The following is a 16,336-nucleotide window of genomic DNA, read 5'->3' as shown; positions in this document are numbered from 1 at the left end:
TGCCCCGTTGCTTGTTGACACTTTATTCACAATCCTGCCACAGGGATAGCGCAATATATCGAAGCCTATGTTCGAATTTTTTGAATAAGGCGCGAAAAGCGCTGATGTGGTACTCTATACCAATCATTAAAAAGAGATTTTATCCGGCAGTGCACTGCCCGTTAACGCTATGACAGAACACCAAAAATTGACCTTCCCGATGCTGATGCAAAAGCTTGATTCGCTGATGCTGCGCGATAAACAGCGGTTTACGCGCCGTCTGCACGGCGTTAAGAAGGTTAAAAATCCTGATGCACAACAGGCCATTTACCAGGAGATGGCCAACGAGATTGAACAGGCGGCAGGGAAAGTTGTGCTGCGTGAAGCCGCACGTCCGGAGATTACCTATCCGGAAAATCTGCCCGTCAGCCAGAAGAAACAGGACATTCTTGAGGCCGTACGCGACCACCAGGTGGTGATCGTCGCGGGGGAAACCGGTTCAGGTAAAACCACTCAGCTGCCGAAAATCTGCATGGAGCTGGGCCGCGGGGTGAAAGGGTTGATCGGTCACACCCAGCCGCGTCGTCTGGCGGCGCGCACCGTGGCGAACCGTATTGCGGAAGAGCTGCAAACGGAGCCGGGTGGCTGCATCGGCTACAAGGTGCGATTCAGCGACCACGTCAGCGATAACACCATGGTTAAGCTGATGACCGACGGTATCCTGCTGGCGGAAATCCAGCAGGATCGTCTGCTGATGCAGTACGACACCATCATCATCGATGAAGCGCACGAGCGCAGCCTGAACATCGACTTCCTGCTCGGCTACCTGAAAGAGCTGCTGCCCCGGCGTCCGGATCTGAAAATCATCATCACCTCCGCGACCATCGACCCGGAGCGCTTCTCAAAACATTTCAACAATGCGCCGATTATCGAGGTGTCAGGACGCACGTATCCGGTGGAAGTGCGCTATCGCCCGATTGTGGAAGAGGCGGACGATACCGAGCGCGACCAGCTTCAGGCCATCTTTGATGCCGTCGACGAGCTGGGCAACGAGAGTTCTGGCGACATTCTGATCTTCATGAGCGGCGAGCGCGAGATCCGCGATACCGCCGATGCGCTCGGCAAACGCGATCTGCGCCATACCGAGATCCTGCCGCTGTACGCGCGCCTGTCGAACAGCGAGCAGAACCGCGTGTTCCAGCCGCACAGCGGGCGCCGCATCGTGCTGGCGACCAACGTGGCCGAAACTTCCCTGACCGTACCGGGCATTAAATACGTGATCGACCCGGGTACGGCGCGCATCAGCCGCTACAGCTACCGCACCAAAGTTCAGCGCCTGCCGATTGAGCCGGTTTCCCAGGCGTCGGCTAATCAGCGTAAGGGGCGCTGCGGCCGCGTGTCGGAAGGGATCTGTATTCGTCTCTATTCGGAAGACGATTTCCTGTCGCGCCCGGAGTTTACCGATCCGGAGATCCTGCGGACCAACCTGGCATCCGTTATCCTGCAAATGACCGCGCTGGGGCTGGGCGATATCGCCGCCTTCCCGTTTGTGGAAGCGCCGGATAAGCGCAATATTCAGGACGGGGTGCGGTTGCTGGAAGAGCTGGGGGCCATCACCACCGACGAACAGGCGACGGCCTACAAGCTAACGCCATTGGGCCGCCAGCTTAGCCAGTTGCCGGTCGACCCGCGTCTGGCGCGCATGGTGCTGGAGGCGCAAAAACACGGCTGCGTGCGCGAGGCGATGATCATCACCTCGGCGCTCTCCATTCAGGATCCGCGCGAGCGTCCGATGGACAAGCAGCAGGCGTCGGATGAAAAACACCGTCGCTTCCACGATAAAGAGTCCGATTTCCTCGCCTTTGTGAACCTGTGGAACTACCTTGGCGAGCAGCAAAAAGCGCTCTCCTCGAACCAGTTCCGCCGTCAGTGCCGGGTGGATTTCCTCAATTATCTGCGAGTACGCGAGTGGCAGGATATCTACACCCAGCTGCGCCAGGTGGTGAAAGAGCTGGGTATCCCGGTGAACAGTGAACCGGCGGAGTACCGCGAAATCCATATCGCCCTGTTGACCGGCCTGCTGTCTCATATCGGGATGAAGGATGCGGATAAGCAGGAATATACCGGCGCACGCAACGCGCGTTTCTCCATCTTCCCGGGCTCCGGTTTGTTTAAGAAGCCGCCGAAGTGGACCATGGTCGCCGAGCTGGTGGAAACCAGCCGTCTGTGGGGGCGTATCGCCGCGCGTATCGATCCGGAGTGGGTTGAACCAGTGGCGCAGCACCTGCTGAAACGCTCATACAGCGAGCCGCACTGGGAGCGCGGGCAGGGCGCGGTGATGGCGACGGAAAAAGTCACCGTCTACGGCCTGCCGGTGGTGGCCGCGCGTAAGGTTAACTACAGCCAGATCGATCCGGCGTTGAGTCGCGAGCTGTTTATCCGCCACGCGCTGGTGGAAGGCGACTGGCAGACGCGTCATGCCTTCTTCCGCGAAAACCTGAAGCTGCGCGCCGAGGTGGAAGAGCTTGAGCACAAGTCCCGCCGTCGCGACATTCTGGTGGACGACGAGACGCTGTTTGAGTTTTACGATCAGCGCATCAGCCACGATGTGATCTCGGCGCGCCATTTCGACAGCTGGTGGAAGAAAGCCAGCAAAGAGGCCCCGGACCTGCTCAACTTTGAAAAGAGCATGCTGATCAAAGAGGGCGCGGAGTCGGTCAGCAAGCTCGATTATCCGAACTTCTGGCATCAGGGCAACCTCAAGCTGCGTCTGACCTATCAGTTTGAGCCGGGCGCGGATGCCGATGGTGTGACGGTGCACATTCCGCTGCCGCTGTTAAACCAGGTGGAAGAGAGCGGGTTTGAGTGGCAGATCCCCGGCCTGCGCCGCGAGCTGGTCATTGCGTTAATCAAATCCCTGCCTAAACCGGTGCGGCGTAACTTTGTGCCGGCGCCGAACTACGCCGAAGCGTTTTTAGGCCGCGTCACACCGCTGGAGCTGCCGCTGCTGGACGCCCTGGAGCGTGAGTTCCGCCGCATGACCGGAACCACCATCGACCGCGACGACTGGAACTGGGATCAGGTGCCCGATCACCTGAAAATCACATTCCGCGTGGTGGACGATAAAAACAAAAAGCTGCTCGAAGGCCGTTCTCTGACGGAGCTGAAAGAGGCGCTGAAAGGTAAAGTCCAGGAGACGCTCTCTGCGGTGGCCGATGACGGCATTGAGCAGAGCGGGCTGCACATCTGGAGCTTTGGTCAGCTTCCGGAAAGCTACGAGCAGAAGCGCGGGAACTACAAGGTGAAAGCCTGGCCCGCGCTGGTGGATGAGCGCGACAGCGTGGCGATTAAGCTCTTTGACAATCCGCAGGAGCAACAGCAGATGATGTGGCGCGGGCTGCGTCGACTGCTTCTGCTTAACATCCCGTCGCCGATTAAGTATCTGCACGAGAAGCTGCCGAACAAAGCCAAGCTGGGGCTCTACTTTAACCCGTACGGTAAGGTGCTGGACCTGATCGACGACTGCATCTCCTGCGGTGTGGATAAGCTGATCCACGAGGCGGGCGGTCCGGTCTGGACGGAAGAGGGCTTTGCTCAGCTTCATGAAAAGGTGCGCGCGGAGCTGAACGACACCGTGGTCGAGATTGCCAAACAGGTCGAGCAGATCCTTACCGCCGTGTTCAATATCAACAAGCGCCTGAAGGGGCGGGTGGATATGACCATGGCCCTGGGGCTGTCGGACGTCAAGGCGCAGATGGCGGGGCTGGTGTATCGCGGCTTTGTCACCGGCAATGGCTTTAAGCGTCTGGGCGATACGCTGCGTTATTTGCAGGCGATAGAGAAGCGTCTGGAGAAAATGGCGGTCGATCCGCATCGCGATCGTGCGCAGATGCTGAAAGTCGAAAACGTGCAGCAGGCGTGGCAGCAGTGGCTCAACAAACTGCCGCCGGCGCGTCGCGATGATGACGACGTGCGGGAGATCCGCTGGATGATCGAGGAGCTGCGCGTCAGCTTCTTCGCTCAGCAGCTGGGAACGCCGTATCCCATTTCGGATAAGCGTATCTTGCAGGCGATGGAGCAGATTTCCGGCTAAAACCGTTGCCCGGTGGCGCTGCGCTTACCGGGCCTACGGTAAAACATGTTGGCCGGGTAAGGCGTAGCCGCCACCCGGCTTTTGTTCACCCGTTCACCATCGCCAGCGTAAACCCATCCCATCCCTTAATGCCCACCGTTTGCAGCGCAGTGGCGGTTAAGCGCGGGTTATCTCCAGTCATCTCGATAAACTTCCGTACTCCCTGCACGCGTGCATCGTCGCTTTGCCCGTTAATCACCTCGCCGTCACGTACCACGTTGTCGCCGATAATGACCGTGCCGGGGCGGGAGTAGTGCAGCGACCACTCCAGGTAACCGGGGTTGTTAGGCTTATCGGCATCAATAAAGATCAGGTCGAAGGGAGGGACGTCACCGAAATTCTCGAGCGACTTTAGCGCCGGGCCTTCAATCAATTCGATACGATCGCTGAGTCCCGCAAGGTGAATGTTCTGGCGTGCAACAGCGGCATGTTTCGGGTCCGCTTCAAGCGTAATCAGCTTTCCATCCGGCGGCAGGGCGCGCGCCATCCAGATTGAGCTATACGCACCCAGCGTACCGATTTCCAGTATTCGACGCGCCTGTGTCATGCGGACAAACAGCGCCAGCAGTTGCCCCTGATTAGCGGCAACATCGTGCTCGGGCAAACCGGCGCGTTTGTTGTTTTCAAGCACGCTCTGGAGAACCTCATCCTCAGGAATAAGCGAAGAAATCATGTAAGTATCTACTGAACACCACTGTTGTTGCATAGATTGACTCCCTGGAGGGTATCGTCGGGTGCGAAATGTAGGCCCGGTAAGCGCAGCGCCTCCGGGCATGTCTTCAGGCACTGCTCCAGCCGCCGCCCAGCGCTTTATACAAATCAATTTGCGCCAGCAGCAGGTTGTTTTTCACCTGTACCACGCTGGTCTGCACCGAGAACAGCGTGCGCTGCGCATCGAGCTCATCCAGATAAGAAGAGTATCCGTTGCGGTAGCGGTTTTGCGCAATCCGCAGCGTCTCCTGCGCGACCGTCTGCTGTGCCAGCAGCTCGGTAAGCTGTTCCTGATAGCGGGTGATGGCATCAAGGCTGTCATTCACCTCAGCAAACGCGTTACGCACGGTTTTTTCGTAGCTATACAGCGCCTGATTCCGCTGGGACTGAGAGATATCTACCTGCGCATTCAGCGCCTGACGGTTCAGCAGCGGCGCAAGAATACTGCCGCCCACGCTCCAGAGCTGTAGCGGGTTATCCAGCAATCCCGACAGCGTGCGATCCTGCACCGATCCCGTGGCCGTGAGGTTGATCGACGGCAGCAGGCTGGCGCGCGATGCCGCCAGCGTCGCGTCCGCCGCAATCAGCTGACGTTCAGCCTGGACGATATCCGGGCGTCGGTTCAGTAGCGTCGACGGCAGCTGGGAGGGCAGTTTCAGCGGCGTCAGGGCATCAAAGCTTTCACTGCGCGCAACGTCACCCGGGTTGCTGCCCAGCAGCAGGCTAAGCGCATTTTCCTGCTGCGCAATCTGGTGCTGAAGCAGTGGAACCTGGGCGCGGGTGGCGCGCAGCTCAGAATCCGATTGCATCAGCTCAAGGCGAGAGCTGTATCCCGTCTCAAACTGTCGCTTGGCGAGGTTGAACGCCTCTTCACGCGACTTCAGCGTGGACCGGGTAACGCGAAGCTGTTCGTCCAGCGACAGCAGGGTGACGTACCCGGAGGCCACCGAGGATGCGACGGTAAGATCAGCCGCCGCAGCCGCCGCCTTTTGTGCCTCCAGCGACGCTCCAGCGGCACGGGAGGTGCTGCGGTTTACGCCCCAGATATCCACGTCGTAGCTGGCGGTCAGGCTGCCTTTGTACAACGTACCGTATACCGGAAGCCCCGTGGCGGCGGACTGCGAGCGCGCGCGCGTCCCGGTCACGCCCGCGTCAAGCGACGGGAACAGGCTGCCGTCAGCGGCGTACACCCGGGCCTGGTACTCGTTAATCCGCTCGCGGGCAATCAGCACGTCGCTGTTATTCTTCAGCGCCTGATCCACATAGCGATTCAGATTGCTGTCGTGAAAATTTCGCCACCAGAGCTGCTCTGTCGGGCTGGCTGGCCCCGACGTCGCGCGCCACTGGGCCGGTATGTGCAGGGACGATTTGGCGGGCTCAACGTCTACCGACTGGCATCCCGCCAGGATAGTCATTATCAGCAGGCCGGCTATCGGGCGAAGCGTCATTGTTTCGCCTCCCGCGTGTCGATGGTCACCTGCACCGACATGCCAGGACGCAGCAACCGGTACGCCTCCGGCTCACCGAGTACCTCAATGCGTACCGGGATGCGCTGGGCGATTTTAACAAAGTTGCCCGTGGCGTTGTCCGGGGTGATAGCGCTGAACTCGACCCCTGTGGCCGGGGATATGCTCTCTACGCGGCCCTGATAGGCTTTATCGTTTAAGGCATCGACGGTAAATTTCACCGGCTGTCCGACGCGTAAATTCGCCAGCTGCGTCTCTTTGATATTGGCGATCACCCAGTGCTGCGGCGGGACCAGCGTGGTAAGGTGCGTCCCGGCGGTGACGTACGCCCCCAGACGCACTGCAATCTGCCCAAGCTGACCGTCACGCGGCGCGACAATCCGGGTGTTTTGCAGATCGATCTGCGCCAGCTCCAGCGCGGCTTTCGCATTCTCAACGTCCGCTTCCAGCGAACCGCGATTGACGATGACCGTTTGTAAATCCTGACGCGACATCTCAAGCGTTGCTTTCGCCTGGTCGATATCGGCGCTCCCCTGGGCGGCACTGGCCAGCGCCGAATCGCGCTCGCGAATGGAGAGGGAGCCGTCCGCGGTCAGCTCTTTCACGCGTTTCAAATCCGCCTGGGTTTTCAGACTTTGGGCACGGGCGTTTTTCAGCGCCGCCTCGTTTTTGGCAATCACCGCTTCCGCGCTTTTGCGCTGTTGCAGGTTGTTATTCAGGGCTGCAATTTTCATTGCCAGCTGCGCCTCGGCCTGATGGACGCGCTGGCGATAGATGCGGTCATCTATCTGCAACAGCAGCTCGCCTTTTTTAACCTGCGCGAAATCCTGAACATGGACCTCGGTAATGTAGCCGTTTACCTGGGGACTGATGAACGTTGTCTGGCCGCGCACGTAGGCGTTATCGGTAAACTGGGCATGACGCGTGAACGGGGGCAGCTGCCAGGCATAAAGGATCACCAGTACCCCGACAATACCGATAGCCGCGGCGGTGAAAATGGAAACGACGCGCACATTTTTGCGGGTGTTGGCCTGCTCTTTGGCGGCATCCTGCTGACTCATAACTTCTCCTGAAAAATAGTCATTACTTGTTGCCAGTGGCGTTCTTAAGGGCCATACGGGCGGTGATGCGCAGGCGTAGCAAGCGCCATAAAATCCAGACCAGCGTGGCAGTGGCAATGCTCGCCGTCAGGAGATAAGTATCGTTGTAAGCCAGGATGTTTGCCTCAAGCGCCGTCACCGTCTGGAGCTGGGTAATGGCCTGAGTTCCCAGCAGGGAACTGTCGCCAATCAGGCTTTTGTACATCTGGGTGTAAAGCTGAATCCGTTCGTTCACCAGCGGGTTAAGGGTGGTGAGCTGGTCAGCCAGCAGGCTGGAATGGTACTTCTCGCGCCAGGTCTGGAAGGTGCCGAGGATCGCGGAACCCAGCAGGCCCCCAAGGTTCTGACTCATGCCAAACATCACGGAAAAGCTGACCAGATTGCGCGGATCGGCGATCACCCCGCCAATGGCGGCCAGCATCGCAGGCGCAAGGAAGAACGCGCTGCCGAAGCCCAGCAGGAACTGGCTGAATATAAGCTGATCTGGCCGGGTCAGGTTGTTGGACTGGCTGTCCAGCAGCGAGGCAACGATCATCAGCGCCAGCGAGGTGATAATCGGCCAGGCCAGTTTAGTGGGCTTAATCGTCAGACAGCTGGTGACGATACCGCAGACGATCCCGGCGAAAATAGCCCACGCCAGATGGGTCATCTGTTCATTCTGTAAGCCTACATATTGCAGCCAGCCGATGACGCCCGTGTTCTGCTCCGCCAGTACGATGCGGATCAGCAGCATGATCAGCCCCAGGCGTACGATGCTGCCGCTGGAGAGCCAACGGGTATTAAGCAGCGGGTTGTTGCGGTTATGTTCAAACACGATCGCGGAGACAATCAGCACCAGCGAGAGAGCCAGCGCCCAGCCGATCCACGGCGCTTCAAACCACCAGTCCAGACGCCCTAACGACAGAACCGCGCACAGCAGCGCCATGCCGGGCGCAAGCAAAAAGAAGGTGATGAAATCTTTCTTCTCGAAGACCTTGCGTCGATCGCCCGGCGGCAGCTTGAGCGCCATCACGCAGGCCAGGGAGATCAGGGCCAGACCCAGCTCGAAGAAGTACAGCCCGCGCCACTCATCAAGCTGTAACAGCTCGGTGGAGAACAGCCGCGCCAGCGGGATCGCCAGCGACGACCCGGTTATGCCGATGGTCAGCGCCTTCAGTCGGTGCTTCGCGGGCCAGGCCTGTATCTGGTAATAAATGCCGAGCGAGCTGAGCGCGGCGGCGACCATCCCGTGTGCCGCCCGTACCATCAGCGCCGAGCTGAGATCGTTCACAAACAGGTGGAAAAAGGTGACCAGCACATACAGCACCAGGAAGCCTTCCGTAAAGGCGCGCAAACCGTACTGCTGGCGAAATTTTACCAGCAGCAGGTTGATGGAGACGTTGGTCATGACATAGACGGCGGGGAGCCAGGCGATTTCAGTCGACCAGGCGCCAAAGGTGCCTTGCAGATTTTGCAGATTGGCGGTGACGACCGCGTTACCCAGCGCCCCGGTCAGACACACCAGCAGGCCGACCACGCCATAGGCGATTCGTTTCGACGTTGGATGTTCCGGGGTGGAAGGGGAACCCAGCAGGGCGGGTTTCTCGTGTGGCTGCCACTCGCGAGGAGCATAAGGGTCGCGTTGGGGCAGGCGCATAACGGGGTTTACCTTTCAAAAAGTTGAATTGTGAGCGGGCTAATGATTCTAAGGCTGACGCAAATCATAATTCAAGTGAATACGATTTTCTCATGTTAATCAAATGTGAGTGCTTTTTGAGCACATCCCGGCCCGTTTTTTCAGCATTCATGCCATAGCATGACGCAAAGAAAGGGGGATAATCGAAGGCTCTGTATGCTGTAAGGAGGTAACGATGACAATGGCACTTTTTCCCTGTCTGCCTGGCACAACCCTCGACGCCGTGAATACCGTTGGGGCGTGGCTTGCTCAGGACGACTATCAGGACAACCAGCCCGTTGATCTGGTGATTCTGGCGGGTAATGCGGTGATCCCCGCGATTGATGCTGCCTGTAAAATCGCGGCTGAACAGGGTGTTCCTCTGATCATCAGCGGCGGGATCGGTCACTCGACGACCTTCCTCTACGCCGCGATTGCGAAACACCCCCGCTATAACAGGATACCCACCACCGGGCGGGCTGAGGCGGCTATTCTGGCCGACATCGCCCGTGAGTTCTGGAACATTCCGGCCGAGCATCTTCACGTTGAGGATCAGTCGACCAACTGTGGCGAAAACGCCCGCTTCAGCCGGGCGTTGATGAAACAATCCGGACTGAACGCCGCCCGGGTGCTGGTGGTGCAGGACCCGACAATGCAGCGTCGCACAATGGCTACGTTTGCCCGCGTTTGCCGCGACGAGGCCGCATCGACCGCATGGGTGAGTCATCCCGGCCTGACGCCCGTGCTGCAAAACAGCGACGACGGTCTGGTGTTTAGCGGCCCGGTCGAGGGGTTATGGCCGGTAGAGCGCTACTTGTCGCTGGTGCTGGGTGAATTTCCGCGACTCAGGGACGACATCAACGGCTACGGTCCGGCGGGACGTGATTTCATTGCCCATGTCGATATCCCTGCCGACGTGGACGCCGCGTGGCAGATCTTGCGAAACGACGTCATTCTCACCGACGCGCTGGTGAGCCGTTCCCTGCTGTGATGCTCTGCCCGTTTGCGCCATCTTTTACGCAAACGGGCATCCTGTGTTGCCGATTTGTGATTTTGGAAACGGGCTGACCCGTTTCTTTTATGAGATATCTCACAAAAACAGACTCATAGAGTAGGCAATTGCCCCGGTAATTATAGTTTTTAACATTAAGTTTACTTGTTAAAAACAGTGTGATTACAGGAGCAGGTTATGACAGTACCCGTACAACATCCTATGTATATTGATGGACAGTTTGTTGCCTGGCAGGGTGATGCATGGATTGACGTGATCAATCCGGCCACGGAAGAGGTCATTTCCCGTATTCCCGACGGCAGCGCCGAGGACGCCCGCAAGGCCATTGACGCGGCAGATCGCGCGCAGGCTGGCTGGGAGGCGCTGCCTGCTATTGAACGCGCCAGCTGGCTACGCAAAATTTCCGCCGGGATCCGCGAGCGCGTCAGTGAAATCAGCGCGCTGATTGTGGCCGAAGGCGGCAAGATCCAGCAGCTGGCGGAAGTGGAAGTGAACTTTACCGCTGACTATATCGACTATATGGCCGAGTGGGCACGCCGTTATGAAGGGGAAATCATTCAGAGCGACCGTCCGGGCGAAAGTATTCTGGTGTTTAAGCGTGCCCTGGGCGTCACCACCGGCATTCTGCCGTGGAACTTCCCCTTCTTCCTGATTGCCCGTAAGCTCGCTCCCGCGCTGCTCACCGGTAACACCATCGTTATCAAGCCGAGCGAATTTACCCCAAACAACGCCATTGCGTTTGCCAAAATCGTCGATGAGATTGGCCTGCCGAAAGGCGTCTTTAACCTTGTGCTGGGCCGGGGTGAAACCGTCGGACAGGAGCTGGCCGGGAACCCGAAAGTGGCGATGGTCAGCATGACCGGCAGCGTCGGGGCAGGTGAAAAGATCATGGCTGCGGCGGCGAAAAACATCACCAAAGTGGGGCTGGAGCTGGGCGGTAAAGCCCCGGCCATCGTGATGGACGATGCCGACCTCGAGCTGGCCGTGAAGGCCATTGTGGATTCACGCGTCATCAATACCGGACAGGTGTGTAACTGTGCGGAACGTGTCTATGTCCAGAAGGGGATCTACGACCGCTTTGTTAATCGTCTGGGCGAGGCAATGAAAGCCGTCCAGTTTGGCAATCCGGCTGAGCGAACGGATATTGCCATGGGGCCGCTGATCAACGCCGCCGCGCTGGAGCGCGTGGAGCAGAAGGTGGCGCGCGCGGTGCAGGAGGGGGCTAAAGTGGTCCTTGGCGGTAAAGCGGCAGAAGGCAAAGGGTATTTTTATCCCCCAACGCTGCTGCTGGACGTACGTCAGGATATGGCCATCATGCACGAAGAGACCTTTGGCCCGGTGCTGCCAGTGGTGGCATTCGACACTCTGGAAGAGGCGCTGAAAATGGCCAACGACAGCGACTACGGTTTAACCTCGTCTGTTTATACGCAGGACCTGAACGTCGCGATGAAAGCCATTAAGGGGCTTAAGTTCGGCGAGACCTACATTAACCGTGAAAACTTTGAAGCGATGCAGGGCTTCCATGCAGGCTGGCGTAAATCCGGTATCGGCGGGGCGGATGGCAAACACGGTCTGAATGAGTATTTGCAGACGCAGGTTGTCTATTTGCAGTCGTAATCAGGAGCCCCCTCCATGCGAGGGGGTTCACATTTTAAGGAAAGGTGGTTATGTTGGCGCGATAATGATTCTTTATCGGGAAACAACATGCGCACAAAATATACGGGTCTGCAAATCAGCATTCACTGGCTGGTTTTTCTGTTAGTCATTATGGCCTATTGCGCCATGGAGTTCAGAGGGTGGTTCCCAAGAACCGATCGTCCGCTTATTAATATGATCCACGTTTCCTGCGGGATCAGCATCCTGGTGCTGATGGTGGCGCGCCTGCTTATCCGCCTCAAATTCCCGGCTCCGCCTATTCAACCGAAACCAAAAGCGATGATCACCGGGCTGTCCCATCTCGGGCATCTGGTAATCTACCTGCTGTTCATTACGCTGCCGCTGATCGGCATGGTGATGATGTATAACCGGGGAAATGACTGGTTTGCGTTTGGCCTGACGATGCCGCATGCGGCGGAGGGGAATTTTGACCTGGTGGATACCCTAAAGGAGTGGCACGTAACGCTGGCGAATCTGGGGTACTTCGTGATTGGTTTGCACGCCTTTGCCGCGCTGATGCATCACTACTTCTGGAAGGACAACACGCTGCTGCGCATGATGCCGAAAAAGCGTCAGTAACCGATAATGCCCTGCGAACCCGCAGGGCATTTTTTTGCGGCTTATTGCAGTTGCGCGCGCTCCTGCGCCGTTAAGTCCAGTTCCTGAGTTGAACCCGTTTCCGAAGATTTTACCGCCGCTTCCAGCACCGCCATCACCGCCAGGGCTTCCACCGGATGGACCGGGTTGTCAATCTTGCCGTTCAGGGCATCGCGCACGTTTATATAGTACTGCCGCTGGTCGCCTTTTGGCGCAGGGATAGCGCTGGCTTCACCCTGGGCATTAAACAGCACCATAGCGTCGCTGTCTTCACCCCAGCTTTCGCTACCCGGAACGACGCCTGCCAGCAGCTGGGCTTCCTGCTGATCGATGTGCGCTTTCACCACGCTGGCCTTATCGCCGTGGACGGTAAAGCGGGCAACGCCACCCGCCACCAGCATGCTGCAATGGAGGACCACTTTGTGTTCCGGATAATTCAGCACCACGTGCGTCCAGTCGTTAATCTCCGCGCCGTCACGTAGGGTGGCGATGTTGCCCTGTACCGACTGCGGCAGACCAAAAAGCTGTAGCGTCTGGTCAATCATATGCGGGCCTAAGTCGAACCACAGGCCGCTGCCGGGCACGTTTTGCTCTCTCCAGCGCACGCGAACCTCCGGACGGAAACGATCGATATGCGACTCAAAATGTTTCACCTTACCGATACGGCCTTGCTCAATCACCTGCTTAATGCCGAGAAAATCGCTATCCCAGCGGCGGTTATGGAAGACCGAGAGCAGGCGCTGTTTTTCTTGCGCAAGCGCAATCAGATCTCGCGCTTCCTGCATATCCAGCGTAAACGGCTTATCCACTACCACATGCTTGCCGGCATTGAGCGCCAGGGTGGCCAGCGGCGCATGGGTCGCGTTAGGGGAGGCGATAACCACCAGGTCGATATCCGGATGCTGAATGGCCTCTTCCGGCGTGGCGACAACGAGGACGTCCGGCAGGTCGCGTTTCACTTTCTCTTCATCCCGGGATGAGACCACCGCCAGCTTCAGGCCTTCGACGGACTGGATCAGCGGGGCATGGAACGTCTTACCTACAAAACCATACCCGATCAGCGCAATATTCATTGTCTTCACTTTATTCATGACCTTCTCCACGTTAATGCGCGCCAACGGTAACCTGCAAGGCGCTATGGTCCCCGAGCTCTGCCCAGGGACGATCTAAAAACAGTTGATGAATCTCGGATAACCCTGACACCAGATACGGTTCGCACTGGTTGAGTTTTAGATGGTCGGCGACTACCCAGTGCGCCTGGCTTGCGGCCAGCATGGCACGCTTCACTTCGGCATCCGCCTCCTGACTGGCGCTCAATCCGAGTTCGGCATGGATGGCGCATGCGCCAAGGATGGCAATATCCGCCCGGTAGCGAGAGAGCAGGGAAAGGGTGGCGCTTCCGGCAAACAGGCGTTGTTTCTGATCCCACTTTCCACCGAGCAGGATCAGGTCAATATCTTCCCGATCGCTAACCTGCTGGGCGATATCAAGAGAAGGGGTGATGATGGTCAGCGGCCCCTGAAGGAAAGAGGCAACGGCCAGCAGTGTGCTTCCGGCGTCCAGAAAAAGCGTCGAGCCCGCAGGCACGCATTGCGCAACCTGTTTACCCAGCCGCTGCTTAATTTCAGGGAGCAAGCTATTCCTGCTTACTCGGGTCATCGTCGAGAGATTCAGCGCGATGGCGCCGCCATGGTTTTTTTGTGCCAGTCCCTGTTTTTCCAGGTCGGTCAGATCGCGACGGATGGTGTCCGCCGAAACCTGCAATCGCTCTGCCAGCTCGGTAATGCTGGCCTGGCCTTGCTCAGTAATGATATCAAGCACATATTTCTGTCTGGCGGTTTTATGCATGGGGCAGTATCCTGCAAAATGTCGCAATAAATCGCAGTTTACAGCATTTTGCAGGAAAGGGAATCGCGACAGGTGCGGGATGTTATCCAAAAACAGTTTAATGATGTGATTATTGATATCGCATTAATCAGTCATCAAAAACATGTATGTATCTTTTAGGTATGTTGTTATCGCTATGTTTCACTTGAAAATTTGGCTTAAGCTGCCGGATTATTGGCTCTAACCAGAATGTTTAACTAATTTGTAATTATAAATTAGTGCATATATCTATGAGTTTTTATTTTTAAAGTAAAATAATTCAATTTTATTCGGTGTATTACTTAAGTTGACATTTCTTTGAAAATCTTTGTGTCTGATTCGGGGTGAAATTAACGCAAAAATGTACACCGGGGCATTTTAGAATTTTCTTTATATTACAGGGGGTTTATTTGTTTCATCTGAAAGGCCTTTTATAACGTTTTGTCCAGAAACCCCATCTTTTTTCTTATTTGTAACACCGCATTAACATTGCGGGTGTGGTTGCTCATATCACATTTTGTTATGCTGCGAATCAATAAATATTTAAGTAAATTCTTAAAAGAAAAAAAGAGATTGAACGGCTCTCATCTCAATTGAAATGGGCTTGGGGAACTATTACCCAAATTAATCGAGAAGAGGTGAGGGATTTCTGAAGAATTATTTGTACCTCTTCCTGGGTATTTATTTGGCTATCACCTGGAGTCGGGGGATATTATGAAGATGAAATGCAATAACAGGTTGCTCAGATTATCTGTCTCCCTGACCTTAATTTCGCTGGTGGTGACTGCGGCTAATGCAAATAACGGCCAGGCGGGGATATCTCCCGTTGCGGCAATGACGATGAAAGAAAGTATTCTTTTCGCTCTCGATCGCGACCCCTCGGTGAGCCAGCAGGCAGCGCAACTGGGGATCGGCCAGGCGCAAATAGACGAAGCGCGCAGTGGCTGGATGCCACAAATAGCCCTGAACGGGAGTACGGGTCACAGCCAGACCACCGATTCAAGCGGCTCGTTGCGAAATTCCGCAGCCTGGGGCCTGAGCCTGACGCAGCTGGTGTACGATTTTGGCAAGACCAATAACAGCATCAGCCAGTCTTCAGCTCAGCGTGACAGCTATCGCTACCAACTGATGAGCACGATGTCTGCCGTCGCGGAAAAAACGGCCCTCAGCTATGTGGAAGTAAAACGCTACAGCGATCTGTTGCAGGCGGCAAAAGAGAACGTGCAGGCGCTTAAAAACGTTGAGCAGCTGGCAAAACTCCGCGCCGATGCTGGCGTAAGCTCCACCTCTGATGAGCTTCAGACCCGCACCCGTATCGCCGGGATGCAGGCGACGGTAGAGCAGTATAATGCTTCTCTGAACAGCGCCCGCGCGCGGCTGGCGGTATTAACTGGCATACAGGCTGAACGCTATTCACCGGTTCCGGGAGGTCTGGCCGTGGAGCCGGATTCTCTCAACCGGATTGATTATTCACTGATCCCAACGGTGATGGCCGCGCAGAACATGGAGCGTTCAGCCCAGTACGGCGTAGAAACCGCCAGGTCTCAGCACTGGCCGACCTTAAGCCTGAAAGGGGGCCGCACCCGCTATGAGTCTGATAATCGCGCGTACTGGGATGATCAGATCCAGCTCAATATTGACGCACCGCTTTATCAGGGCGGCGCGGTCTCGGCGCGCGTCCGTCAGGCCGAGGGCGCAAGGGCAATGGCATCGTCCCAGGTCGATCAGGCCCGTTTTGATGTCCTGCAAAAAGCCTCCGTCGCACAGGCCGACTGGACCGGGGCGCGTGGACGAATGGAAGCCGGGAAGCGTCAGCTGGAAAATGCGTTGCGCGCCCGCGATGTCTACAAAAATGAATATACCCTGAGCAAGCGCAGCATTAACGATCTGCTCAGCGTGGAGCAGGATGTCTGGTCTGCCACCTCAGCGAAAATAATGGCTGAATACGATGGCTGGAGTGCGGCGATTAATTACGCCTCTGCGGTGGATAATCTCTTGCCGCTTATCGGAATAGAGAAAAACGCTGCCGCGAAATTACCTGATTTAAGTTAAAAAAAGGCGCGCCTTTCTGCGCGAAATAAGTCAGACAATAATGGGTGATTTTTCCCAAGGATAGCTACATCCCTCTGGTGGACATATCCACAGGAATACGCGCACCTGCAA

General features: G+C 56.8%; 11 protein-coding genes. 5 read left to right on the top strand and 6 right to left on the bottom strand.

All coding sequences use genetic code 11. The annotated features are described in order from the left end of the window. The first annotated feature begins 169 nt into the window (after window positions 1-169). Window positions 170-4,072 (top strand): ATP-dependent RNA helicase HrpA, encoded by a 3,903-nt coding sequence (hrpA, locus tag SK62_RS10690; RefSeq protein WP_047719583.1) that lies wholly within the window; start codon window positions 170-172, stop codon window positions 4,070-4,072. 85 nt (window positions 4,073-4,157) lie between these two features. On the opposite strand, the gene SK62_RS10685 is transcribed toward hrpA, so the two are convergent. The 4 genes from SK62_RS10685 to SK62_RS10670 all read right to left on the bottom strand — a co-directional run bounded on the left by SK62_RS10685 (window position 4,158) and on the right by SK62_RS10670 (window position 9,024). Next, complete coding sequence (locus SK62_RS10685) at window positions 4,158-4,817, bottom strand: O-methyltransferase (RefSeq protein WP_017693460.1); 660 nt, start codon at window positions 4,815-4,817, stop codon at window positions 4,158-4,160. A 73-nt stretch (window positions 4,818-4,890) separates the two neighbouring features. Next, entirely contained in the window at window positions 4,891-6,270 is a 1,380-nt protein-coding gene (locus SK62_RS10680; RefSeq protein WP_047719582.1) for an efflux transporter outer membrane subunit, read from the bottom strand. Further along, window positions 6,267-7,349, bottom strand: coding sequence for an HlyD family secretion protein (locus tag SK62_RS10675; RefSeq protein WP_017693458.1), 1,083 nt, complete (start codon window positions 7,347-7,349; stop codon window positions 6,267-6,269). The genes SK62_RS10680 and SK62_RS10675 overlap by 4 nt, the downstream gene beginning before the upstream one ends. A 22-nt stretch (window positions 7,350-7,371) precedes the next feature. Further along, a complete protein-coding gene (locus SK62_RS10670) occupies window positions 7,372-9,024 on the bottom strand; it encodes an MFS transporter (protein ID WP_023303698.1) in 1,653 nt (550 codons plus the stop codon). A gap of 214 nt (window positions 9,025-9,238) precedes the next feature. On the opposite strand from SK62_RS10670, the gene SK62_RS10665 reads away from it, so the two are divergent. The 3 genes from SK62_RS10665 to cybB all read left to right on the top strand — a co-directional run bounded on the left by SK62_RS10665 (window position 9,239) and on the right by cybB (window position 12,289). Next, window positions 9,239-10,033 (top strand): YdcF family protein, encoded by a 795-nt coding sequence (locus tag SK62_RS10665; protein ID WP_072250110.1) that lies wholly within the window; start codon window positions 9,239-9,241, stop codon window positions 10,031-10,033. A gap of 198 nt (window positions 10,034-10,231) precedes the next feature. Then, entirely contained in the window at window positions 10,232-11,671 is a 1,440-nt protein-coding gene (gene aldA, locus SK62_RS10660) for an aldehyde dehydrogenase (RefSeq protein WP_032671118.1), read from the top strand. Window positions 11,672-11,758: 87 nt separating this feature from the next. After that, a complete protein-coding gene (cybB, locus tag SK62_RS10655; RefSeq protein ID WP_047637363.1) occupies window positions 11,759-12,289 on the top strand; it encodes a cytochrome b561 in 531 nt (176 codons plus the stop codon). Between the two features lie 41 nt (window positions 12,290-12,330). On the opposite strand, the gene SK62_RS10650 is transcribed toward cybB, so the two are convergent. Both SK62_RS10650 and SK62_RS10645 read right to left on the bottom strand, forming a co-directional pair. Further along, window positions 12,331-13,398 carry an oxidoreductase gene (locus SK62_RS10650; protein WP_047719581.1) on the bottom strand — a complete coding sequence of 356 codons (1,068 nt, stop codon included), beginning with the start codon at window positions 13,396-13,398 and terminating at the stop codon, window positions 12,331-12,333. A gap of 13 nt (window positions 13,399-13,411) precedes the next feature. Continuing rightward, on the bottom strand, window positions 13,412-14,155 hold the full coding sequence (locus tag SK62_RS10645; protein ID WP_015570569.1) for a DeoR/GlpR family DNA-binding transcription regulator: 744 nt from the start codon (window positions 14,153-14,155) through the stop codon (window positions 13,412-13,414). 732 nt (window positions 14,156-14,887) lie between these two features. Between SK62_RS10645 and SK62_RS10640 the strand changes: the two genes are divergently transcribed. Continuing rightward, window positions 14,888-16,225: a TolC family outer membrane protein gene (locus SK62_RS10640; RefSeq protein ID WP_023303703.1), complete on the top strand. Its 1,338-nt coding sequence runs from the start codon at window positions 14,888-14,890 to the stop codon at window positions 16,223-16,225. Window positions 16,226-16,336 lie beyond the last annotated feature (111 nt).

It is taken from the genome of Enterobacter sp. BIDMC109 (genome assembly GCF_001037885.1).
GTDB classification, from domain to species: domain Bacteria; phylum Pseudomonadota; class Gammaproteobacteria; order Enterobacterales; family Enterobacteriaceae; genus Enterobacter; species Enterobacter hormaechei_C.
This window is presented reverse-complemented; position numbering and strand designations above follow the sequence as displayed.